At 60.7% G+C, this 21,676-nt stretch carries 22 protein-coding genes; 19 read left to right on the plus strand and 3 right to left on the minus strand.

Going from position 1 to position 21,676, the window contains the following annotated elements; all coding sequences use genetic code 11:
* Positions 1 to 30: 30 nt before the first annotated feature.
* The 4 genes from LIY45_RS16810 to LIY45_RS16825 all read left to right on the plus strand — a co-directional run bounded on the left by LIY45_RS16810 (position 31) and on the right by LIY45_RS16825 (position 4,407).
* A complete protein-coding gene (locus tag LIY45_RS16810) occupies positions 31 to 1,011 on the plus strand; it encodes a substrate-binding domain-containing protein (protein WP_063027976.1) in 981 nt (326 codons plus the stop codon).
* Positions 1,008 to 2,516: an L-arabinose ABC transporter ATP-binding protein AraG gene (araG, locus tag LIY45_RS16815; protein WP_226476963.1), complete on the plus strand. Its 1,509-nt coding sequence runs from the start codon at positions 1,008 to 1,010 to the stop codon at positions 2,514 to 2,516. The genes LIY45_RS16810 and araG overlap by 4 nt, the downstream gene beginning before the upstream one ends.
* Before the next feature lie 18 nt (positions 2,517 to 2,534).
* Positions 2,535 to 3,500 (plus strand): L-arabinose ABC transporter permease AraH, encoded by a 966-nt coding sequence (araH, locus tag LIY45_RS16820; RefSeq protein ID WP_026077769.1) that lies wholly within the window; start codon positions 2,535 to 2,537, stop codon positions 3,498 to 3,500.
* Between the two features lie 103 nt (positions 3,501 to 3,603).
* Complete coding sequence (locus LIY45_RS16825; protein ID WP_017475790.1) at positions 3,604 to 4,407, plus strand: IclR family transcriptional regulator; 804 nt, start codon at positions 3,604 to 3,606, stop codon at positions 4,405 to 4,407.
* A gap of 139 nt (positions 4,408 to 4,546) precedes the next feature.
* Here the strand turns inward: LIY45_RS16825 and LIY45_RS16830 are convergent, their stop codons facing one another.
* Positions 4,547 to 5,599 carry an NAD(P)-dependent alcohol dehydrogenase gene (locus LIY45_RS16830; RefSeq protein ID WP_226477026.1) on the minus strand — a complete coding sequence of 351 codons (1,053 nt, stop codon included), beginning with the start codon at positions 5,597 to 5,599 and terminating at the stop codon, positions 4,547 to 4,549.
* Positions 5,600 to 5,780: 181 nt separating this feature from the next.
* Between LIY45_RS16830 and LIY45_RS16835 the strand changes: the two genes are divergently transcribed.
* Complete coding sequence (locus LIY45_RS16835; RefSeq protein ID WP_017475788.1) at positions 5,781 to 6,671, plus strand: AraC family transcriptional regulator; 891 nt, start codon at positions 5,781 to 5,783, stop codon at positions 6,669 to 6,671.
* A 129-nt stretch (positions 6,672 to 6,800) separates the two neighbouring features.
* Here LIY45_RS16835 and LIY45_RS16840 read toward each other — a convergent pair whose 3' ends face one another.
* The gene (locus LIY45_RS16840; protein WP_177067007.1) at positions 6,801 to 8,465 is read right to left on the minus strand and encodes an electron transfer flavoprotein-ubiquinone oxidoreductase; all 1,665 of its coding nucleotides are present in this window, start codon (positions 8,463 to 8,465) and stop codon (positions 6,801 to 6,803) included.
* Positions 8,466 to 9,018: 553 nt separating this feature from the next.
* Here LIY45_RS16840 and LIY45_RS16845 point away from each other — a divergent pair.
* From LIY45_RS16845 to LIY45_RS16910, 14 genes are all read left to right on the plus strand, one after another.
* Positions 9,019 to 9,768, plus strand: coding sequence for an electron transfer flavoprotein subunit beta/FixA family protein (locus LIY45_RS16845; RefSeq protein ID WP_004371224.1), 750 nt, complete (start codon positions 9,019 to 9,021; stop codon positions 9,766 to 9,768).
* A 2-nt stretch (positions 9,769 to 9,770) separates the two neighbouring features.
* Positions 9,771 to 10,700 (plus strand): FAD-binding protein, encoded by a 930-nt coding sequence (locus LIY45_RS16850; RefSeq protein WP_017475786.1) that lies wholly within the window; start codon positions 9,771 to 9,773, stop codon positions 10,698 to 10,700.
* An 83-nt stretch (positions 10,701 to 10,783) separates the two neighbouring features.
* A complete protein-coding gene (locus LIY45_RS16855) occupies positions 10,784 to 11,599 on the plus strand; it encodes a transporter substrate-binding domain-containing protein (protein WP_226476964.1) in 816 nt (271 codons plus the stop codon).
* A gap of 9 nt (positions 11,600 to 11,608) precedes the next feature.
* The gene (locus tag LIY45_RS16860; protein ID WP_026077767.1) at positions 11,609 to 11,971 is read left to right on the plus strand and encodes a DUF4398 domain-containing protein; all 363 of its coding nucleotides are present in this window, start codon (positions 11,609 to 11,611) and stop codon (positions 11,969 to 11,971) included.
* Positions 11,968 to 12,780, plus strand: a complete 813-nt coding sequence (locus LIY45_RS16865) for an OmpA family protein (RefSeq protein ID WP_026077766.1) — start codon at positions 11,968 to 11,970, stop codon at positions 12,778 to 12,780. Before LIY45_RS16860 ends, LIY45_RS16865 begins: the two co-directional genes overlap by 4 nt.
* 313 nt (positions 12,781 to 13,093) lie before the next feature.
* On the plus strand, positions 13,094 to 14,533 hold the full coding sequence (locus LIY45_RS16870) for a PLP-dependent aminotransferase family protein (protein ID WP_008434911.1): 1,440 nt from the start codon (positions 13,094 to 13,096) through the stop codon (positions 14,531 to 14,533).
* Between the two features lie 104 nt (positions 14,534 to 14,637).
* Positions 14,638 to 15,138 (plus strand): translation initiation factor 2, encoded by a 501-nt coding sequence (locus tag LIY45_RS16875; protein WP_226476965.1) that lies wholly within the window; start codon positions 14,638 to 14,640, stop codon positions 15,136 to 15,138.
* A gap of 162 nt (positions 15,139 to 15,300) precedes the next feature.
* Complete coding sequence (locus LIY45_RS16880; RefSeq protein ID WP_026077765.1) at positions 15,301 to 15,555, plus strand: YkgJ family cysteine cluster protein; 255 nt, start codon at positions 15,301 to 15,303, stop codon at positions 15,553 to 15,555.
* Between the two features lie 44 nt (positions 15,556 to 15,599).
* Complete coding sequence (locus tag LIY45_RS16885) at positions 15,600 to 16,205, plus strand: START domain-containing protein (protein WP_017475779.1); 606 nt, start codon at positions 15,600 to 15,602, stop codon at positions 16,203 to 16,205.
* A gap of 79 nt (positions 16,206 to 16,284) precedes the next feature.
* Positions 16,285 to 16,545 carry a hypothetical protein gene (locus LIY45_RS16890; RefSeq protein ID WP_017475778.1) on the plus strand — a complete coding sequence of 87 codons (261 nt, stop codon included), beginning with the start codon at positions 16,285 to 16,287 and terminating at the stop codon, positions 16,543 to 16,545.
* Between the two features lie 213 nt (positions 16,546 to 16,758).
* Positions 16,759 to 17,100, plus strand: coding sequence for a ribonuclease E inhibitor RraB (locus LIY45_RS16895; RefSeq protein ID WP_003193463.1), 342 nt, complete (start codon positions 16,759 to 16,761; stop codon positions 17,098 to 17,100).
* A 436-nt stretch (positions 17,101 to 17,536) separates the two neighbouring features.
* On the plus strand, positions 17,537 to 18,946 hold the full coding sequence (locus tag LIY45_RS16900) for a circularly permuted type 2 ATP-grasp protein (protein WP_017475776.1): 1,410 nt from the start codon (positions 17,537 to 17,539) through the stop codon (positions 18,944 to 18,946).
* Positions 18,947 to 18,949: 3 nt separating this feature from the next.
* On the plus strand, positions 18,950 to 19,900 hold the full coding sequence (locus LIY45_RS16905) for an alpha-E domain-containing protein (RefSeq protein ID WP_226476966.1): 951 nt from the start codon (positions 18,950 to 18,952) through the stop codon (positions 19,898 to 19,900).
* The gene (locus LIY45_RS16910) at positions 19,897 to 20,700 is read left to right on the plus strand and encodes a transglutaminase family protein (RefSeq protein ID WP_010165966.1); all 804 of its coding nucleotides are present in this window, start codon (positions 19,897 to 19,899) and stop codon (positions 20,698 to 20,700) included. Before LIY45_RS16905 ends, LIY45_RS16910 begins: the two co-directional genes overlap by 4 nt.
* 104 nt (positions 20,701 to 20,804) lie before the next feature.
* Here LIY45_RS16910 and LIY45_RS16915 read toward each other — a convergent pair whose 3' ends face one another.
* Positions 20,805 to 21,608 carry a cytochrome c gene (locus LIY45_RS16915; RefSeq protein ID WP_226476967.1) on the minus strand — a complete coding sequence of 268 codons (804 nt, stop codon included), beginning with the start codon at positions 21,606 to 21,608 and terminating at the stop codon, positions 20,805 to 20,807.
* Between the last annotated feature and the right edge of the window lie 68 nt (positions 21,609 to 21,676).

Genomic DNA, 21,676 nt, shown 5'->3' on the forward strand with positions numbered 1-21,676 from the left:
AGGTTTCCAAATAACAAGAAGAGGTGGTTCATGCTCAAGAAGACACTAGGCACCCTTGCCCTCACGATGGCACTCAGCGGCCTGGCCTCTGCTGAGGAAGTAAAGATCGGCTTCCTGGTCAAGCAAGCCGAAGAACCTTGGTTCCAGACTGAATGGGCCTTTGCCGAAAAAGCCGGCAAGGACCATGGTTTCACCGTGATCAAGATCGCCGTGCCCGATGGCGAGAAAACCCTATCCGCCATCGATACCCTCGCCGCCAACGGCGCCAAGGGCTTCGTGATCTGCCCGCCGGATGTGTCCCTGGGCCCTGCGATCATGGCCAAGGCCAAGCTCAATAACCTGAAAGTGCTGGCAGTGGACGACCGCTTCGTCGACGCCAAGGGCAAGCCCATGGAAGACGTGCCTTACGTCGGCCTGGACGCCTACAAGATCGGCCAGAAACAAGGCGAAGCCATGGCCACCGAAGCCAAGCATCGCAACTGGGACTGGAAGGACACCTATGCGGTCATCAATACGTTTGACGAGCTGGAAACCGGCAAGAAACGCACCGACGGTTCGGTAGAGGGCCTCAAGGCTGCCGGCCTGCCGGTTGACCACATTCTGTTCACCGCGCAGAAAACCCTCGACGTGCCGGGCGCCATGGACTCTACCAACTCGGCCCTGGTGAAACTGCCCAGCGGCGCGAAAAACCTGCTGATTGGCGGCATGAACGACAGCACCGTACTGGGCGGCGTACGCGCCACCGAAAGCGCCGGCTTCAAGGCGCCGAATGTGATCGGCGTGGGTATCAACGGCACCGACGCCATTGAAGAACTGAAAAAATCCGACACCGGTTTCTACGGCTCGATGCTGCTCAGCCCCGATGCGTCCGGCTATAAAACCGCTACCGCGATGTTCGAGTGGGTGACCAAAGGCACGGAGCCGGCCAAGTTCACCGCCCTGGATAACGTGACCCTGATCACCCGCGCCAACTTCAAGGAAGAGTTGAGCAAGATCGGTCTGTGGAAATGAACAGCGCCGCCGCAGAGAGCCTGCGCTTCAACGGCATCGGCAAGGAGTTTCCCGGGGTGAAGGCCCTGGCGCAGATCAGCTTTGAAGCGCGGCCCCATTCGGTGCATGCGCTGATGGGCGAAAACGGCGCGGGCAAGTCGACCTTGCTGAAAATCCTCGGCGGTTTTTATCCGCCCAACAGCGGCAGCTTGCAGTTGGGCGAACGCAGCGTGAGTTTCAAATCGGCGGCCGACAGCATCGCCAGTGGCATCGCGGTGATTCACCAGGAGCTGCAACTGGTGCCGGAAATGACCGTCGCCGAGAACCTGCTGCTGGGGCATATGCCGTCGCGCTTTGGCGTGGTCAATCGCGGCGCGATGGTGCGCAAGGCGCGGGAATTGCTCAAAGGGCTGGCGGATGAAATTGATCCGAACATGCGCCTGGGCAGCCTGTCCCTCGGCCAGCGGCAACTGGTGGAAATCGCCAAGGCCATGTCGCGCAATGCCCATGTGATTGCCTTCGACGAACCCACCAGCAGCCTCTCGGCCCGTGAGATCGAGCGGCTGATGGTGATCATCGCCCGGCTGCGGGATGAAGGCCGGGTGATCCTCTACGTGTCGCACCGCATGGAAGAAGTGTTCCGGATTTGCGATGCGGTGACGGTGTTCAAGGACGGGCGCTTCGTGCGCACCTTCGAGGACATGGCGCAGTTGAACGTCGACCAGTTGGTCAACTGCATGGTCGGGCGGGATATCCAGGACATCTACGACTACCGGCCACGGGAGCAGTCCGGCGAAGCGCTGCGAGTCGAAGGATTGCTCGGGCCTGGGTTACAGGAGCCGGTGAGTCTGCAGGTAAGCAAGGGCGAGATTCTTGGGCTGTTTGGCCTGGTCGGGGCAGGGCGCACCGAGCTGTTGCGCCTGCTCGCCGGGCTGTCCCGCAGTACTCAGGGTGCCTTGGTGTTGCATGGCCAGGCGCAGACGTTCAAGACGCCGCGGGATGCGATTGCGGCGGGCGTGTTGCTCTGCCCCGAGGACCGCAAGAAGGAAGGCATCGTGCCCCGCGCCAGCGTTGCGGAGAACATCAATATCAGTGCGCGGCGCGACCATGCGCGCTTCGGTTGGCTGATCCAGGGCGGCTGGGAACGCACCAATGCCCAGCGGCAAATCAGCGCGTTGAACGTGCGCACGCCGTCGGCCGACCAACCGATTCTGTTCCTGTCGGGGGGCAATCAGCAGAAGGCGATTCTCGGTCGCTGGCTGTCGATGCCGATGAAAGTATTGCTGCTGGACGAGCCGACGCGCGGCATTGATATCGGTGCCAAGTCGGAGATCTACCAGATCATCCACAACCTGGCGGCCAGTGGCATTGCCGTGATTGTGGTGTCCAGCGACCTGATGGAAGTGATGGGCATCTCCGACCGCATCCTGGTGATGAGCGAAGGCGCCCTGACAGGCGAATTGACCCGCGATCAAGCGGACGAAGCACGGCTGCTGCAACTGGCTCTTCCGCGTACGCGGGACTGAAGAATACGAGGGGTGGGTATGTCACAGGTAAAAACCGCAAGAAGCTTCTGGCCGGGGTTCAACCAGCGCAAGTTTCTTGATGATTGGGTCATGCTGCTGGCGGCCCTGAGCATCTTTGTGCTCAGCGCCATTTTCATCGACAACTTCCTTTCGCCGCTGAACATGCGCGGCCTGGGGCTGGCGATTTCCACCGTGGGCATTGCGGCCTGCACCATGCTGTTTTGCCTGGCGTCGGGGCACTTCGACTTGTCGGTGGGCTCGGTGATCGCCTGTTCGGGCGTGGTGGCGGGGATCGTGATTCGCGACACCGACAGCGTGTTCTTCGGCGTGTCGGCGGCGTTGGCCATGGGCCTGGTGGTGGGGCTGATCAACGGCATCGTGATTGCCAAGCTGCGGATCAACGCATTGATCACGACGCTAGCGACGATGCAGATCGTGCGCGGGCTGGCGTATATCTTTTCCAACGGCAAGGCGGTGGGCGTGATGGACGAAAACTTCTTCGTCTTCGGTAACGGCCAGCTGTTTGGCGTGCCGGTGCCGATCATCATCACCGTACTGTGCTTTGTGTTTTTTGGCTGGCTGCTGAACTACACCACCTACGGGCGCAACACCATGGCCATCGGTGGCAACCAGGAAGCAGCGCTGTTGGCCGGGGTAAACGTCGACCGCACCAAGATCATCATCTTTGCCGTGCACGGCGTGATTGGGGCGTTGGCCGGGGTGATCCTGGCGTCGCGGATGACCTCGGGGCAACCGATGATTGGCCAGGGGTTCGAGTTGACGGTGATCTCGGCGTGCGTGCTGGGTGGGGTGTCGCTGAGCGGCGGGATCGGGATGATCCGGCATGTGATTGCCGGGGTGCTGATTCTGGCGATCATCGAGAACGCGATGAACCTGAAGAACATCGACACCTTCTACCAATACGTGATTCGCGGCTCGATCCTGTTGCTGGCGGTGATTATCGACAGGATGAAGCAGCGCTGACTTCGGGAGTGATAAAGCTTTCTGTGGCGAGGGAGCTCCCTCGCCACAACAGTCGTGACCGCCCATAATGCTCGCCGTTTTCGTACTTCCCAATAGGCCCGATATGCAGGAAAACGCCCACATTCCCGTCAAAGACGCCGCCCCCACCGGCACCCAGACCCTGCTTCGCGGATTGGGCGTGGTGCAGGCAGTGGCCGCCGGCGCGCGGGATCTCAAGGAGATTGCCAAGCGCATCGGCACCACCCGCAGCACCACTCACCGCCTGGCCAGTTGCCTGGTGGAAGAGCGCTACCTGCGCGTGGTGCCCCAAGTCGGCTATCTGCTGGGGCCCAAGTTGATCGAGTTGGGGTTTCAGGCGCGCGAGGAGTTGCCGCTGGTGAGCCTGGCGGTGCCGTACCTGGATGAGCTGTCGGCGCTGACCGGCGACACCATCCACCTGGCGATCCGCGAATACGACGACGTGCTGTACCTGCACAAGAACCCTGGTCGCAACGGCCCGGAAATGCGCTCGCGCGTCGGCCATCGCATGCCGCTGGCGCGCACCGGGATCGGCAAGGCGTTGCTGCTGGATGACAGCGTGGACGAGTGGCAGCGCCTGTATCAGGTCAGCCTGCCCACGGGCGGGAAGAACCTGCAGTGGCCGCAGCACCCCGAGCAATCCTGGGCGCAGTTTGAACAGCGCATGCAGGAATACGTGGCGGGCGGTTATGCGTTCGATCTGGAAGACAACGAACCGTCGATCCGTTGTGTCGCGGCACCGGTGCGCGATGCCAGCCGGCGAATCGTCGCCGGCATCAGCATCGCCAGTACCGTGCCCTACATGCCGCTGGAGAAAATGGCCGAGCTGATTCCTGTGATCAAACAGGTCGCAGCACGGCTGTCAGCGGAGTTGGGCGCGAAGGCCTGATCAGGCCGTGATCGTTCCCACGCTCCGCGTGGGAATGCCGCTTCGGACGCTCCGCGTCCAGCAGCACTTGAGCCCTGCGCAACGGTGACGCAGAGCGTCACAGCATGCGTTCCCACGCAGAGCGTGGGAACGATCATGGTCAGGCCTTCAAAGTCGCCATGTCGATCACGAAGCGGTACTTCACATCACCGGCAATCATGCGGGTGTAGGCTTCGTTGATCTGGCGGATGTCGAGCATTTCGATGTCGCAGGTGATGCCGTGCTCGGCGCAGAAATCCAGGACTTCCTGGGTTTCGGCAATGCCACCGATCAATGAACCGGCCAGTACCTTGCGGCCCAGCACCAGCTTGGCAGCGTTGACGGGCGGGTCGACCGGCTCGATCAGGCCCACCAGGATGTGCACGCCGTCAAAGCGCAGCACGTCGAGGTAGGGGTTCAAGTCGTGCTGCACCGGGATGGTGTCCAGCAGGAAGTCGAAGTGCCCGGCAGCGGCTTTCATCTGTTCAGCATCGGTGGACACGATCACGTGATCGGCGCCCTGGCGACGGCCTTCTTCCGCCTTGCTCGCGGAGCGGGTGAACAATGTCACTTCCGCGCCCATGGCCTTGGCGAACTTGATGCCCATATGGCCCAATCCGCCCATGCCCAGAACCCCAACCTTGTCGCCAGCCTTCACACCGTAGTGCTTGAGTGGTGAGTAGGTGGTGATGCCGGCGCAGAGGATCGGCGCGGCGCTGGCCAGGTCGAGCTTGGCCGGGATCTTCACCACGAAGTGCTCACTGACCACGATGCTGTCGGAGTAGCCGCCCATGGTGTTGCTGCCATCGACCCGGTCCGGGGTGGCGTAGGTCATGGTCGGGCCTTCGAGGCAGTATTGCTCGAGGTCGGCGTGGCAGGCGTCGCAGTGACGGCAGGAGTCGACCATGCAGCCAACACCCACCAGATCGCCGACTTTGTGCGCGGTGACGCTGGCGCCGACGGCAGTGACTTTGCCGACGATCTCGTGGCCCGGCATCAGCGGGTACACGGCAATGCCCCATTCGTTGCGTGCCTGGTGAATGTCGGAGTGGCAGACGCCGCAGTAGAGAATTTCGATCGCCACGTCATCGGCGCGCGGGCTGCGGCGTTCGAAGGACATGGGGGCGAGGGGAGTGGTGGCCGATTGAGCGGCATAACCGATGGCGGTGTACATGGAGAAACCTCGCAGGTGCAGTAACAGGTGAGGTGGCGCATTCTCCGCGCCGTGCCGGGGTGCGGCCATGGCGATTGCTCCGAGTCTCATGCCTATTCCTCCGGGAGTGCCCCTGGATTGGATCACTGTGGCGCCAGACCTGCGATGATGGTGTCATCCCCTTTTCCGCGAAGTTTTTGCCATGTTGTTGACCCGCCATGTCGATGCCAATGCTGCGTTGGTTGCCCTGATCGAACCACTGACGCCCCGTGATGGTTTCTCCCCCACCAACCTGCCGGGCGTGCAGGTGTTGCGCGCCAGTTGCGATGTGGCGCGGGGCCCGCAGATTTACGAACCGAGCCTGATGATCGTCGCCCAGGGCAGCAAGGTCGCGTACCTGGGCCCGCGAACTCTGGAGTACGGCGCCGGGCATTACCTGATCCAGGCGATGCCGGTGCCGTTCGAATGCGAGACCTTTGCCATGCCCAATGCGCCGCTGTTGGGGGTGACGGTGGGCATTGACCGGGTGGTGCTGGGTGAGTTGGTGATGGCGATGGGTATCCAGTCCGGGCCACCGCCGGCGGCGCAGACGTTGGAGTCCATGAGTTCGGTGGTGCTGGATGACGCCATGCGTGGCTGCGTAGAACGGCTGTTGCAGTGCCTGCACGATCCGCTGGAGAGCCGGATCATGGGCCCGGCGCGGGTGCGGGAATTGTTGTTCACTGCATTGCGCGGGCCACAGGCGGATGTACTGCGGGCACTGGTGGAGCAGCAGGGGCAGTTTTCCCGGGTGGCGACCTCGTTGAATCACCTGCATGCCCATTACGCCGAGCCGCTGAATATCGAGACGCTGGCGGGTTATGCGCACATGAGTGCGTCGACGTTCCACGAACACTTCAAGCGCTGCACGCTGTTGTCGCCGGTGCAGTACCTCAAGCGGCTGCGGCTGCTCAAGGCGCAGCAGTTGCTGTTGGTGGAGGGCATGAGCGTGGCGCAGGCGGCCCACAGTGTGGGGTACCAGAGTACGTCGCAGTTCAGCCGGGAATATAAGCGCTATTTCGAGCGCAGCCCCGGGGATGAGCGGGCGGCATAACTCTCCCAGGCACAACACGGTCAAAAATGTGGGAGCAGGCAAGCCACACATTTGACCGAGTCGATGGGGCTTTTTTCCGGGCCATAAAAAAGGCCCCCATTCGGGGGCCTCGTTTTTCAAGCCAATGCCTTACATGTTCGGGTAAGTCGGCCCGCCCGCACCTTCCGGTGTCACCCAGGTGATGTTCTGCGAAGGGTCCTTGATGTCACAGGTCTTGCAGTGCACGCAGTTCTGGGCGTTGATCTGGAAGCGTTTCTCGCCGTCTTCCTTGGTGATCACTTCATACACGCCGGCCGGGCAGTAGCGCTGCGCCGGTTCATCGTAGAGCGGCAGGTTGGTGCCGATCGGGATGCTCGGGTCTTTCAGCTTCAGGTGGCACGGCTGTTCTTCTTCGTGGTTGGTACCGGAGATGAACACCGAGCTCAGCTTGTCGAAGCTCAGCTTGCCGTCGGGTTTCGGGTAGTCGATTTTCTTGCTGTCCTTGGCCAGCTTGAGGCAGGCGTAGTCAGGCTTGGTGTCGTGCAGGGTGAACGGCATTTTGCCGCCGAGGATGTTTTGGTCGAACCAGTTGAAGCCGGCACCCAGGATCGGGCCGAACTTGTGCATCGCCGGGCCGAAGTTGCGGCTGGCGAACAGTTCTTCGTAGAGCCAGCTGTTCTTGAAGCTGTCGACGTAGTTGGTCAACTCGTCGCCGCCTTCGGATTCGGCGAACAGGCGCTCGGCCACCGCGTCAGCGGCGAGCATGCCGGACTTCATGGCGGTGTGGCTGCCCTTGATCTTGGCCACGTTCATGGTGCCCAGGTCGCAGCCGATCAAGGCGCCACCCTTGAATACCATTTTAGGCAGCGAGTTGATGCCACCTTTGGCCAGCGCGCGGGCACCGTAGCTGATGCGTTTGCCGCCTTCCAGGTACTGGGCCAGCACCGGGTGATGCTTGAGGCGCTGGAACTCGTCGAACGGCGACAGGAAAGTGTTGCTGTAGGACAGGTCGACGATCAAACCCACTACAACCTGGTTGTTTTCCAGGTGATAGAGGAACGAGCCGCCGGTGTTCTCGTTGCTCATGATGTCCAGCGGCCAACCGGCGGTGTGCACCACCAGGCCTGGCTGATGTTTGGCCGGGTCGATTTCCCAGATTTCTTTCAGGCCGATGCCGTAGTGCTGGGCGTCGGCGTCGCTGTCCAGGTTGAAGCGCTGGATCAGTTGCTTGCCGATGTGGCCACGGCAACCTTCGGCGAACAGCGTGTACTTGCCACGCAGTTCCATGCCCGGGGTGTAGACGCCTTCTTTTGGCTGGCCTTCACGGTCGACGCCGAGGTCACCGGTGATGATCCCGCGCACCACGCCGTTTTCGTCGAACAGTGCTTCCTGGGCGGCGAAGCCCGGGTAGACTTCCACACCCAGGTTCTCGGCCTGCTGGGCGAGCCAGCGGCACAGGTTGCCCAGGGAGATAATGTAGTTGCCTTCGTTGTGCATGGTCTTGGGCACAAAGAAGTCAGGGACCTTGGTGGACGCTTCGCTGGAGCGCAGTACATAGATGTCATCCCGCACAACAGGGGTGTTGAGCGGCGCACCGAGTTCTTTCCAGTCCGGGAACAATTCGTTCAGGGCACGGGGTTCAAACACGGCACCGGACAGGATGTGAGCGCCGACTTCGGAGCCTTTTTCGACCACGCAGACGCTGATTTCCTTACCGGCTTCGGCGGCCTTCTGCTTCAATCGGCAGGCGGCAGACAGGCCTGCCGGGCCAGCGCCGACGATGACCACGTCGAATTCCATGTATTCGCGTTCCACAGGCTATCTCCTACTCAAGGCTCAACGGCTTTTTTTTCTAATGGGTGGAGGTTCGGTAATCCGTCCCGCAATGCCTGCATCAATCTCATGCAAGGGGCAGGGGACGACCCACCTTTCTCTCTAGGTGGCGCATTATATCTACACCACTCTCAGCGTCCAATACAAACGTTTGTTTGAATTGCCCGCAAGCTAGGTAAATCAAAGCAACGCGGCTTATAACTGACCATTTTGCCGTATTGACCGGAATAGGCGTTCCGGTCAATATACGGTCGGTTTTGCGCATCCCGTAGGCAGACTGTGGGTTTCAAGGCCACCTCGAAAGACAGGCTGAAGGCAAATAAGGGTGACGCGCGAGCCACGATGGCGCGCAGTTTACACGCCACGATAATGAATGACCTCTCAGTCACCGCTGACGAACGGTCATCACTCCCGTGAGCAAGGTCCCCCGCCGACGATCGCCGGTGTTTTTGGAGGTGCCCTTGTGTGCCGATGAGCATCAACCGCCAGGTTCGCCTAGGCGACTTTCTTTTCACCGGAGAGTAACGAGGAATCCATGAAGGTTCTTGTAGCTGTCAAACGCGTTGTCGATTACAACGTGAAAGTTCGCGTCAAGGCGGACAATTCCGGCGTCGACCTCGCTAACGTCAAGATGTCGATGAACCCTTTCTGCGAAATCGCCGTGGAAGAAGCCGTACGCCTGAAAGAGAAAGGCGTTGCGACTGAAATCGTCGTCGTTTCCATCGGTCCGACCACTGCTCAAGAGCAGCTGCGTACCGCCCTGGCGCTGGGTGCCGATCGCGCCATCCTCGTCGAATCCGCTGAAGAGCTGACTTCCCTGGCCGTTGCCAAGTTGTTGAAAGCTGTTGTCGACAAGGAACAGCCATCGCTGGTGATCCTCGGCAAACAAGCCATCGATAGCGACAACAACCAGACTGGCCAGATGCTGGCTGCACTGACCGGTTACGGCCAGGGCACCTTCGCCTCGAAAGTCGAAGTGAGTGGCGACAAGGTTGCCGTGACCCGCGAAATCGACGGCGGCGCGCAGACAGTTTCCCTGAAACTGCCGGCCATCGTCACCACCGACCTGCGTTTGAACGAGCCGCGCTACGCGTCCCTGCCAAACATCATGAAAGCCAAGAAGAAGCCTCTCGAAGTGCTGACTCCGGATGCTTTGGGCGTTTCCACCGCCTCCACCAACAAGACCGTCAAAGTCGAAGCGCCGGCTGCACGCAGCGCGGGCATCAAGGTCAAGTCGGTGGCTGAACTGGTCGAGAAACTGAAAAACGAAGCGAAGGTAATCTAACCATGACTATCTTGGTAATCGCAGAACACGACAACAAGGTCGTGGCTCCGGCCACCCTGAACACTGTCGCCGCCGCCGCCAAAATCGGTGGTGATATCCACGTGCTGGTCGCTGGCCAAAACGTTGGTGCCGTGGCTGAGGCCGCTGCCAAAATCGCTGGCGTGAGCAAGGTACTGGTTGCCGACAACGCAGCCTACGCTCATCAGTTGCCGGAAAACGTTGCGCCGCTGGTAGCAGAGCTGGGTGCTGGTTACAGCCACATCCTGGCTGCCGCCACTTCCAACGGCAAAAACATCCTGCCGCGCGTTGCTGCGCAGCTGGACGTTGACCAGATCTCCGAGATCGTTTCGGTCGAAAGCGCCGACACCTTCAAGCGTCCGATCTATGCCGGTAACGCCATCGCTACCGTGCAGTCCACTGCCTCGGTAAAAGTCATCACCGTGCGTGCCACCGGTTTCGACCCGGTTGCTGCTGAAGGTGGTTCGGCTGCGGTTGAAGCTGTCGCTGCTGTTCACGACGCTGGCACTTCCAGCTTCGTGGGTGAAGAGCTGGCCAAGTCCGATCGTCCGGAACTGACCGCTGCCAAGATCGTCGTTTCCGGCGGCCGCGGCATGCAGAACGGTGACAACTTCAAGCACCTGTACGCCCTGGCTGACAAGCTGGGCGCTGCGGTCGGCGCTTCCCGCGCTGCCGTCGACGCAGGTTTTGTACCGAACGACATGCAGGTCGGCCAGACCGGCAAGATCGTTGCGCCACAGCTGTACATCGCCGTCGGTATCTCCGGCGCGATCCAGCATTTGGCCGGTATGAAAGACTCCAAGGTGATCGTTGCGATCAACAAGGACGAAGAAGCGCCGATCTTCCAGGTGGCTGATTACGGCCTGGTGGCAGACTTGTTCGAAGCCGTACCCGAGTTGGAGAAGCTGGTCTAATCCAGTCGCTTCACTTATAAAGAGCCCGGTCTTTTGACCGGGCTTTTTTTTGCCCGGTAATTTTTGAATGGGAGAACCCTGCCATGGAATTGCGTCCCTGGACTGTACTGCTCGCCCTGTCGCTGTTGCCGACGGTGTCGCTGGCGGCTGGCAAATGTGATCGCCTGGTGATCACCGGCAGCCCGGACGCACCGCCTTATCTGTGGCGTGACCCCCAGGACCCCACGCACTTGATCGGCGCCACCGCCGATATGTTGCAGCAAGTGGCCAAGGACCTCGGGGTGAAAATCGACCTGCTGTACGGCGGCAAGCGCTCCGTGGCCCTGGACGAAGTGCGCAGCGGGCGCATGGACATCCTTGCCGATGCGCCGTTGACCCTCGACGCCCTGGATGCCCTCGATTACATCCACCCCGCATTGGTGCAAACCGATTACCTGGTCTGGACCCGCAAGGATTCGGCCCTGGCCTACCACCAGCCCAGCGACCTGCATGGCCACAAGGGCGCGGTGTCGGAAAGGGCGCGCCTGAGCCGTGACTTTGAAACCTTCGCCGGTGAGCAACTGACCCTGCAACGCCTGCCCACCCTGACCCCGGCGTTTCAGAAGCTGCTACTGGGGGAAGTGGACTACGTGCTTGCAGGACGTTATTCCGGCATGGCCATGGCCCAGACCCTGGGCATGAGCAACGACCTGGTGGCGCGGGAAATCCCCATCGACCAGCCGGGCCTGTACCTGGCGATTTCCCACAACTCCGCCTGCAACGATCCGTGGTTGCGCGGACAGCTCGCCAAAAAGATGACAGAATTGCCCGCGTCCGGTCTGGCGGAAACCGCGTTGCAGCGCAATCTCGAGCGCTGGAAAGCGCAGTTGCAGCAACCCGTCGGCACCCCAACAAAGTAGGGATTTTCAGTGACTATTCGACCTCTTTTCGCGGCCCTCGCCGTTGTCGCTCTGGCGGGATGTGCAGCCGATCCTGCGCCGAATGAACAAATGCGCCTGACCCAGCAAGCCCTGGAACAAGCCAACGCCGTGGGCGCCGTCGCCGATGACTCGCCCGAGCTGAAGCTGGCTGAAGACAAGTTCACCCAGGCCCGTGCCGACATGGCCAATGAATCCTACAAGGACGCCCGCATGCAGGCTGAAGAAGCCGAGCTGGACGCCCGCCTGGCGGAAGCGCGAGTGCTGACCCGCAAAAGCCAGGAGCAACTGAACGTGCTCAACACTCGTATCACCCGCCTGCGCAAGCAGTTGCAGTTGGGAGACGCCCAATGAGCCGGTTGATGCGTGGGTTGAGTTGTGTGGTGTTGCTGGGCAGTGCGCTCGGTGGGTGTGCGACGCACCCCGACAGTAACCTCGCCTTGCAACAGGCCAGCACTGACTTCCAGAAGGTCAAGGAAGACTCGAATGTGCTGCGTATCGCGCCCAAGGACGTGATCCGTGCGGGTGAGTCCCTGGCCCGCGCCGACCGGTTCTCCAGCTTCTGGGGCAGCGGCGCCGATGTGGCGCATTACGCCTACCTGAGCCAGCGCTACAGCGCGATTGCACGGGAACACACCGAGCAGGCACTCAATCAGGAGCGCGGGGTCAAGCTGGAGCTGGAACGCCAGCGTCTGCAACTGGCCCTGCGTGAAGCCAAGCTGGCCAGCGTGCAGCAACAGGGCAAATGGATTGAGGCGCAGATTTCCAGCCTGACCACCGTCCAGCCTGATCGCGGGTTGGTGATGACGCTGGGTGACGTGCTGTTCGACACTGGCGAGGCAGAGCTGCAAAACTCGGCCAACCGCACGGTGCTCAAAGTCGTACAGTTCCTGCAGTTGAACCCCAAGCGCGTGGTGCGTATCGAGGGTTACACCGACAATACCGGTGGCCAGCAGGAAAACCTCAAACTGTCCCGGGACCGCGCCCAAGCAGTGGCGGATGTGCTGAGCGACCTGGGCATCGATGAAAAACGCATCCAGGTCGAAGGCTACGGCGATCAGTACCCGGTTGACGTCAACGCTTCGGAGCGTGGCCGGGCGCAGAACCGTCGGGTCGAGATTGTGTTCTCCGACGAGAAAGGCCAACTGGGCGCTGCTCGCTAAACCAGGTACTCAAGCTAAAAGGCGATTCCTGTGGGAGCTGTCGAGCCCCAGCGAGGCTGCGATAGGATCGCCTCGGTGGACCTGCGAGACCGCAGCGCCTGCATCGCAGCCTCGCTGAAGCTCGACAGCTTCCACAAAAGCCCGATCAGTGATCGGGTTTTTTTATGCCCGCCATTCAGTGCGCCACCCTTACAGTTTTTTCTATCACTGCCGCCCGCGCTCGACTATTGTGGCAACTGTCCCCGTACACTTCTAAACTGTGCCGGTATGTTTCACACAAAAATAAAATACCCGTGAAATCGAGTGCTGCGTCATGACCAATCTGTTGCTTTACCAACGTATCGCCCAGCAACTGGCTGAGGATATCCGCCGCGGTGTCTATCAACCGGGCGAGCGCGTGCCTTCGGTGCGCAAGATGAGCTCCCAGCTCAATGTCAGCCACGCCACCGTGTTGCAGGCCTACGCGAACCTGGAAGACCAGGGTTTGATTCGCGCGCGGCCGCAGTCCGGGTATTACGTGCACCAGACACCGGCGCTCACCGCGCCTACGCCGGATATTGCCCGGGTCGAGCGTCCAGGGTTGGTCACCCGCAGCAGCATTATTCAACAGGTGTTGGTCGAATCCCGTCGCGAAGGCGTGTTTCCGCTGGGGGCTGCCGTGCCGAGTGTCGACTACTTGCCGGTGCGTGCATTGCACCAGCAACTGGCCAAGGTCACGCGCTTCCAGAGCCCGCGGGCGTTCAGCTACATGTTCAGCCCGGGTTTTGAACCGCTGCGGCGCCAGGTGGCGATCCGTATGCGGGATGCCGGGGTGGTGGTGGACCCGTCCGAAGTGGTGATCACCCACGGGTGTGTCGACGCATTGCAGATGTCGCTACGGGTCCTGACCCGTCCCGGTGACTTGATCGCCGCCGAATCGCCGACCTATTACGGCTTGCTGCAACTGGCGGATTTGCTCGGGCTGAAGGTCATCGAAATCCCCAGCGACCCGGCCACCGGCATGAGCCTGGAAGCCCTGCAACTGGCGGCCAACCAATGGTCGATCAAGGCCCTGGTGCTGACCACGCGCCTGAGCAATCCCCTGGGCGGCACCATGCCCGAAGAGCGGCAGAAACAGTTGCTGCGCTTGGCGTCGGATTTCGATATCCAGGTGGTCGAGGACGATATCTACGGCGAACTGATGTTCGAACTGGGTCGCACCAAGGCACTCAAAGCCTACGACCGCCTGGACCGGGTTATCTATTGCTCGAGTTTCTCCAAGACCTTGTCACCGGGCATCCGCATCGGCTGGATGATCGCCGGCAAGTACCAGCAGGAAATCCAGCGCCTGCAAATGTTCAGCACCCATTCGGCCTGCAGCGTGACCCAGATGGGCACGGCGGCGTACCTGGAAAACGGCGGTTACGACCGGCATTTGCGCTATATCCGCCAGGAATACCGCAAGAACCTCAGCGCGTTCCAGCTGGCAGTGCAACAGTATTTCCCCGAAGGCACCCAGATGACCCGGCCGACCGGCGGCTTTATCCTGTGGGTCAGTTTGCCGGGACGGGTCAATACCCAGGAACTGCACGTGCGTGCCTTGCAGCAAGGCATCAGCATTGCACCGGGGCTGATCTTCAGTAATACGGAACAGTTCAACCACTGTATTCGCCTGAACTGCGGCACACCGTGGAACCGCGAGGCCGAACGCGCGCTGATGACCCTCGGCATGCTGGCGAGCCAGCTGTGTCAGGAGACTGCGGCGGGTTTCTAAGGCATGGAAAGGGGACACGAAGGGTAGCTGGCTAATTACCATGCTTGTCATACCGCCCTCAACAAGCGAGCATATGGCCTTCTGCCGTTAATGCTGCTGGCGATATGACTTATACCTTTCCTGCTGCGCTGCTGATCTGCGTGTTAAGCCTGTGTAACGCTGGCGCCGTCCTGGCGGCTCCCGCCGGTGAAACGGCACCTGCTGCCAGCACCCCGCAGAAGGCACCGGCGAAGAAAGCCGCTGCGGTAAAGAAGACACCGGTGGCGAAGAAAGCGCCCGTAAAGAAAGCAGCACCGGCTAAAAAGCGTGCGCCTATTGCCAGCAAGTCAAAATCAGCCCATGAAGTGGCCAAGACTCAATTGCCGCCTGCGGAACTGGATTTGAGCCTGCCGTCGAACATGGTTCGCCACCTGCAACCTCTCGGCACCATGCCGCAGCCGAAGAACGTGCCGCTGCTGCCGCCGATGTTTGCCGAGAAGCCCACCGATAACAGTGCGTTCCAGATCAACGGGCGCCTGCTCAGCAATGAAATGCAGCTGCAACTGCGCAACGAAGAGCGCCGCGAGGTAGAAGGCGCGGCGCTGGATTTCCAGTTCAAGCAATAAACCCGACGACTGAAAGTGACGCGCCCCTCTGACCTTCTGTCGCAGACTGGTCAGTCACTTTTGTTTTCGGTGAAAAACCCCTATTAGGCCAATTTAAAACGTCTGTTTAAGCGCGTAGTCTTACGTGGCCATCAACACTGAGCTGTCGAGGATCCGTTCGTCATGAAATGCCGTGAAGGCTGTGGCGCTTGCTGCATTGCCCCATCCATCAGTTCTCCGTTGCCGGGAATGCCTGCCGGCAAACCGGCGGGCGAACGCTGCCTGCATCTTTCGGTCGAACAACTGTGCCAGTTGTTTGGCCAGCCTGAGCGGCCAGCGGTGTGCAGTTCGTTCCAGCCGGATATCGAAGTGTGTGGCAACAGCCAGGCAGAAGCGATCAAGTTGATCGGCTGGTGGGAACAGATGACGGCGGCTTAGTGGGCTGTTCAAAGTACTGAACTTCAACAATAAGGAATAAGACCATGGGTTCACTGAAACGAATTGCGGTGTTGTGCGGTTTTACCGTGTTGTTTGCCGGCGCAGCGCACGCTGAAGATTGGCAGATTGCCAAGGATGAGGACGGCATCAAAGTCTCCTTGAGTGACATCGCAGGCTCCAAGTACAAAGCCTATCGCGGCGTTACCGTGATCAAGGCGCCAATCGCCAAGGTGCTGGCCTTGCAAGAGGATGCTGCCGGGGCCTGCAAATGGATCCACGAGTGCAAATCACAAAAATCACTGAAGCAGGACGGTGACCAGAACTGGACCTACACCCAGTTTAACGCTCCGTTCCCGGTGTCTAACCGTGATTCGATCCTGCATATCACCACCAGCAAGGCGGCGGACGGTACGGTCACCCGCAAGCTGGAAGAAGTGCCGACTTACTTGCCGGAAGAGAAGGGCTTCGTTCGCGTCGCCCAGGTCGACGGCTTCTGGAAACTGGTGCCCAAGGGCGATAACCAGACCGAAGTCACTTACCAGGTCCACACCGAGCCAGGCGGCAGCGTGCCTTCGTGGTTGGCCAACAAGTTCGTGGTGGAGGCTCCCTTCAATACGTTGAAAGCCTTGCGCGAACGCGCCGAGCAGTAAGCGCAATTCATCCGGTGCCTCCTGCCTCGAGTGGAACGATTTCCTAGCCCTCAAGGTCCAGATAGAGGTAAGCCCACCCATGGGTTTTATCGAGGAGGCTCTGATGCCAAAGTGGAACGTTTCCTTCACTGATGATCATGGTGAGTCGGTAGTCGAGCAATTCGAATGTGAGCAAAAACCGACCCTTGAAGAGGCTGCGCGCCTGGTTCGCGCTCGCGTGTCCCCGGTGCTGAAGGAATTGGATCTCAACGATCTCGAAGGGCGTGTTGCCGAACCCACAGTGAAGATCCTGAAAGATCAAAACAGCATTAAAGACCTCAAGGTCGACCCCGCCGCCTGAACATTCCCTGTATACCCTTAAACAGACGCTGGTGGAGCTGAAAACTTCGCGTTACTCTGCAATGGAGATCAGCGAATGAATCGCTAAGGTCTGGTCTTGTCAGCTACATGCTTGTCTCCCAGCGGCGACTTCATTGCCGTAACCCCCGCGCCCTTGCAGCGCGGGCCTTGGGAAGCACGGAAAGTCTATCCATCGGTGTGAGGAGGACGTTTCATGAGCACAGCCTATCAAGAAGACATCAGCACCAACGTGTTGCGCCGCATGAAAGAGGGCGGCTTTGACTTCTCACGTTTCCACCCCATCGAGTTCTACGCCATTTTCCCGGATGAGGAACGTGCGCGCCGGGCTGCGGGTCGGTTTCGTGGGGAATCCCTGAATGCCCAGGTCAGCGCGCGGGATGACGGCGCCTGGTACCTGGAACTGAGCAAAATCATGTTCGCCACCTACGACGGCATAGGAGACTTCGAGCAGGACTTTGAGGCCGTGGTCGAGCCTTTGGGCGGGATCATTGAGGGATGGGGCGTGAAACAGGAGGTGCGTGGGTTACCCATGTAGCGGCATGAGCATCAACACAGCGTATCGGCTGACCTTTGGGTCGGCCGTTTTTGTTTCTGGCTTGGGAAAAATCCGGCGCAAAAAAAACCACCCGAGCAGGGTGGCCAAAGGGAAGATCGGAGCGAAGGGGAACCGATCGGTACATGCCGTATCACGTTACCCATCAAGCAAAGGTTCAGGCTGTAGGACATGTCCTGTTCAGCCGATGGAGGTGATTATCCGCAGGGTTTGCCGCGCGATGAAATCAACTCTGACTATGCTGGTGATAGTCATGGCCTGCATTGCAATGAGGCGCTGCCCATGACAGCGGGCATTTGCTGCACCGGGACGGTGCGGTGAGACCTGCGCCTATCTTCAACTGATTGATACTTAAGTGTTTATGCCGCTGGCACGGGCCTTGCGATGGTTCTGGCGTCCGGGTGACAAGGAGTACGGCATGATCCGCACTTATTACGATGAGATGTACGACGGGGCAGGGCAGGTGCGCCCCCATTACCGCGAGTTCGCCCGCTGGTTGGCCGAGACGCCTGCCGAGCTGCTGGCTCAGCGCCGCCGTGAAGCCGATTTGCTGTTTCACCGTGCCGGCATCACCTTCACGCTGTACGGCGATGAGCAAGGCACCGAACGCCTGATTCCCTTCGACACGATTCCCCGCAGCATTCCGGCCAGTGAGTGGCGGATCGTCGAGCGCGGCTGCATCCAGCGGGTCAAGGCGCTGAACATGTTCCTCGCCGACCTGTACCACGAACAACGGATCATCAAGGCCGGGATCATCCCCGCCGAGCAAGTGCTGGCCAACGAGCAATACCAGTTGGCGATGCAGGGCCTGGACCTGCACCGCGATATCTATTCCCATATCTCCGGCGTCGACCTCGTACGCGATGGCGACGGTACTTACTACGTTCTCGAAGACAACCTGCGCACCCCCAGCGGTGTCAGCTACATGCTCGAAGACCGCAAGATGATGATGCGCCTGTTCCCCGAACTGTTCGCCGCCCAGCGCATCGCGCCCATCGACCACTACCCCAACCTGTTGCTCGACACCCTGAAAAGCTCCAGCCCGCTGGATAACCCCAGCGTGGTGGTACTCACCCCGGGGCGTTTCAACAGTGCGTTCTTCGAGCATGCGTTTCTGGCCCGGGAAATGGGCGTGGAACTGGTGGAAGGTGCCGACCTCTTTGTGCGCGATGACCGAGTGTTCATGCGCACCACGGACGGCCCCAAGGCGGTGGATGTGATCTACCGCCGCCTCGACGACGCCTTCCTCGACCCGCTGGCGTTCAACCCGGACTCCATGCTCGGGGTGCCAGGCCTGCTGGCGGCGTACCGCTCGGGCAATGTGGTGCTGGCGAATGCCATCGGTACCGGGGTGGCGGATGACAAGTCGGTGTACCCCTTCGTCACCGAGATGATCCGTTTTTACCTGGATGAGGAACCGATCCTGAAGAATGTTCCGACGTTCCAGTGCCGTAATCCCAGTGAACTGTCCCACGTGCTGGCCAACCTTCCGGAGCTGGTGGTGAAGGAAACCCAGGGCTCCGGTGGCTACGGCATGTTGGTCGGCCCGGCGGCCTCGGCGGCGGAAATCGAAGCCTTCCGCGCACGCATCAAGGCCAAGCCCCACGCCTATATCGCGCAGCCAACCCTGTGCCTGTCCACCTGCCCGACCTTCGTTGAAAACGGCATCGCCCCACGCCACATCGACCTGCGCCCGTTCGTGCTGCAAGGCAAGGAAACCCGTGTGGTGCCCGGTGGCCTGACCCGCGTGGCGCTGCGGGAGGGTTCGCTGGTGGTCAACTCGTCCCAGGGCGGCGGCACCAAAGACACCTGGGTGGTTGAGGATTGAAATATGTTGAGTAGAACTGCCTCGGATTTGTATTGGATGTCGCGCTATCTGGAGCGTGCGGAAAACCTCGCGCGGATGCTCGATGTCAGTTATTCGCTGTCGCTGATGCCCCAGGACGGGCGTGGCGATGGCCTGCATGAACTGGCGATGCCGCTGTTGATCACCGGCACCCTCGACGATTACCGCGAGCGTCACGGTGAGCTGCACGCCGAGCGCCTGCTGCACTTCTTCGCCCTGGAGGCGGCCAACCCCGCCAGCATCTACAGCTGCCTCGGTGCGGCCCGGGCCAGTGCCCACGCCGTACGTGGGCGAATCACCGCCGACATGTGGGAAAACATCAACGCCACCTGGCTGGAAATTCGCGACATCGCCCAGCAGGGCCTGAGCCGTTATGGCATGAGCCGGTTCTGCGAGTGGGTCAAGGAACGCTCCCACCTGTTCCGTGGCGCCACCTACGGCACCATCATGCGTAACGACGCCTTCCGTTTTATCCGCCTCGGTACCTTTATCGAACGCGCCGACAACACCCTGCGCCTGCTGGATGCCCGCTATGAAATGGCCGGTGACCAGGCCGAAGCGGTCACCGATGGCACCGCCCACGCCTACTATCAGTGGAGTGCGTTGCTGCGCGCCTTGTCGTCGTTCGAGGCCTACACCGAGATCTACCGTGACGCCCCGGGCGCTCGGCAAGTCGCCGAGCTGTTGCTGCTGCGCGCCGACGTCCCGCGTTCGCTGCGGGCGTGCAGTGAGGAGATTGATCAGATCCTTGGCAGCCTGCCCGGCATCAACGGTCGCCCGGCCCAGCGCCTGGCAGCCGAGATGGACGCACGGCTGCGTTATACCGCCATCGACGAAATTCTCGAGGAAGGCCTGCACGCTTGGCTGACCGACTTCATCCCGCTCGTGCGCGAGCTGGGCGATGCTATTTACAGTTCCTACCTGGAGGCGGCATGAGACTTTCCATCAGCCACGAAACCACCTACCACTACGAAGACCAAGTGCGTGCCAGCATCCAGTACCTGCGTCTTACGCCCCACGACAGCGAGCGCCAGCACGTCCTCAGTTGGCAGTTGGACTTGCCACGGCCGGTGCGGGCGCAACTGGACCCCTTCGGCAACATCCTGCACGTGCTGACCCTGGATGAGCCCCACGAAGCCATCATCATCGGCGCCCGTGGCCAGGTGGATATCGATGAATTGCGCGAGGCGGAACATGAAAGCCAGTCGGCATTTCCGTTCCTGCGCTGCACCCGTTTGACCGAGCCGGACGATGCCCTGCGCAGCTTTGCCGAAAAGCATTGCCACCAGCGCCGCGACCGCAGTGCGTTGATTGATCTGATGCATGCGCTGAACCAGTACATGACCTACTCACCCGGCTCTACCGAGGTCGACACTTGTGCGGCCAAGGCGTTTGCCGGGCGTGCCGGGGTGTGCCAGGACCACACCCACGCCTTCCTCGCCTGTGCCCGTAGCCTGGGGATTCCGGCGCGGTATGTGTCGGGGTATTTGTACAGCGAAGACTGCGAGCACCTGGCCAGCCACGCCTGGGCCGAAGCCTGGCTGGATGACGCCTGGTACAGCTTTGATGTGACCAACCAACTGGCCCGGCCGGAACGGCATCTGAAGCTGGCGGTGGGCCTGGATTACCTGGACGCCTGCCCGGTGCGGGGCATGCGCCGTGGGGGAGGGCATGAGCAGATGCATGCCAAGGTATTTGTGGCGCCGACACCGGTGATTTCGGTGCAGCAGCAGTAGGATTCCGGGAGAGAGGCAGCTGTGTGTAGCAGGAAAGCTCTCTGTGGCAGGAACGCTTTTTGTGGCGAGGGAGCAAGCTCCCTCGCCACAGGTTTACCCGAGCCTTAAGGCTGCTTTCTGCCTGCCATATGCTTCAAGTACCCCACCAGCAGATCCAGGTCCGCATCCGGCAGCACGCTGGCCGCAAATGCCGGCATCTTCGCCTGTGGCCAATGCCGCATGCTTTGCGGATCACGGATGTAGCGCTTGAGGAAATCCCCGGCGAAATATTCAGTGGGGTTGTAGGGAATATTCAAGTCCGGCCCCACCTGCGCATCGCCAGCACCGTTGAGGCGATGACACGCAAGGCAGTTCTTCTGGAACAGCGCGAAGCCTTGATTCACTGGATCGTCCGCCGCCAGTTTCGGGTCCGGTAACAACGCCGGAAAGCGCTCCGCCACCGTCTTCATCTGTTTGATGCCGGAGATCTGAAACGGCCATTGCTCAGGGCTGATAGGCCCGGCCTGCGGGTCCGTCCACACCAGATAAAACGGCCCGGCACTGGGCTTGCCGTCTGCCAGTGGCGGCCACGGATGCGCCGGGTCTTCCACCGCCAACCAGGCCTGCGCGCCGCGTTTTGACAACAGCGGCGCCGCCGTCAGTTCCGCGGCAAAGCCGTCAAGCGCCACCGCCTGCAGATGATTTTCCGGCGTGATGCCCGGCAACAGCGCTGCCAACGGTACCGCGCGATACGTCATGTTGCGCTTGTAGGAAACGTCATCAACGATCTGCACCGTCTGTGCATCCGGGCGCTTGAGCAGCTCGGCGGTTTCCCAGGTTTTACGGGTGTGATCCAACTCGATGGTCAGCTGTGCGGCAGACGCCGGCAAGGCGAGCAGCAGGCTCAGGAGGACGATGATCTGTTTCAAGGAAGGGCCCGTGTTTGAGTGGCGATGCGGGTTCACGATACCGCAAAACTAGCTGAAACCGGCACGCA

Origin of the sequence: Pseudomonas sp. MWU16-30323 (assembly GCF_020515595.1) — a bacterium.
GTDB lineage: Bacteria > Pseudomonadota > Gammaproteobacteria > Pseudomonadales > Pseudomonadaceae > Aquipseudomonas > Aquipseudomonas yamanorum.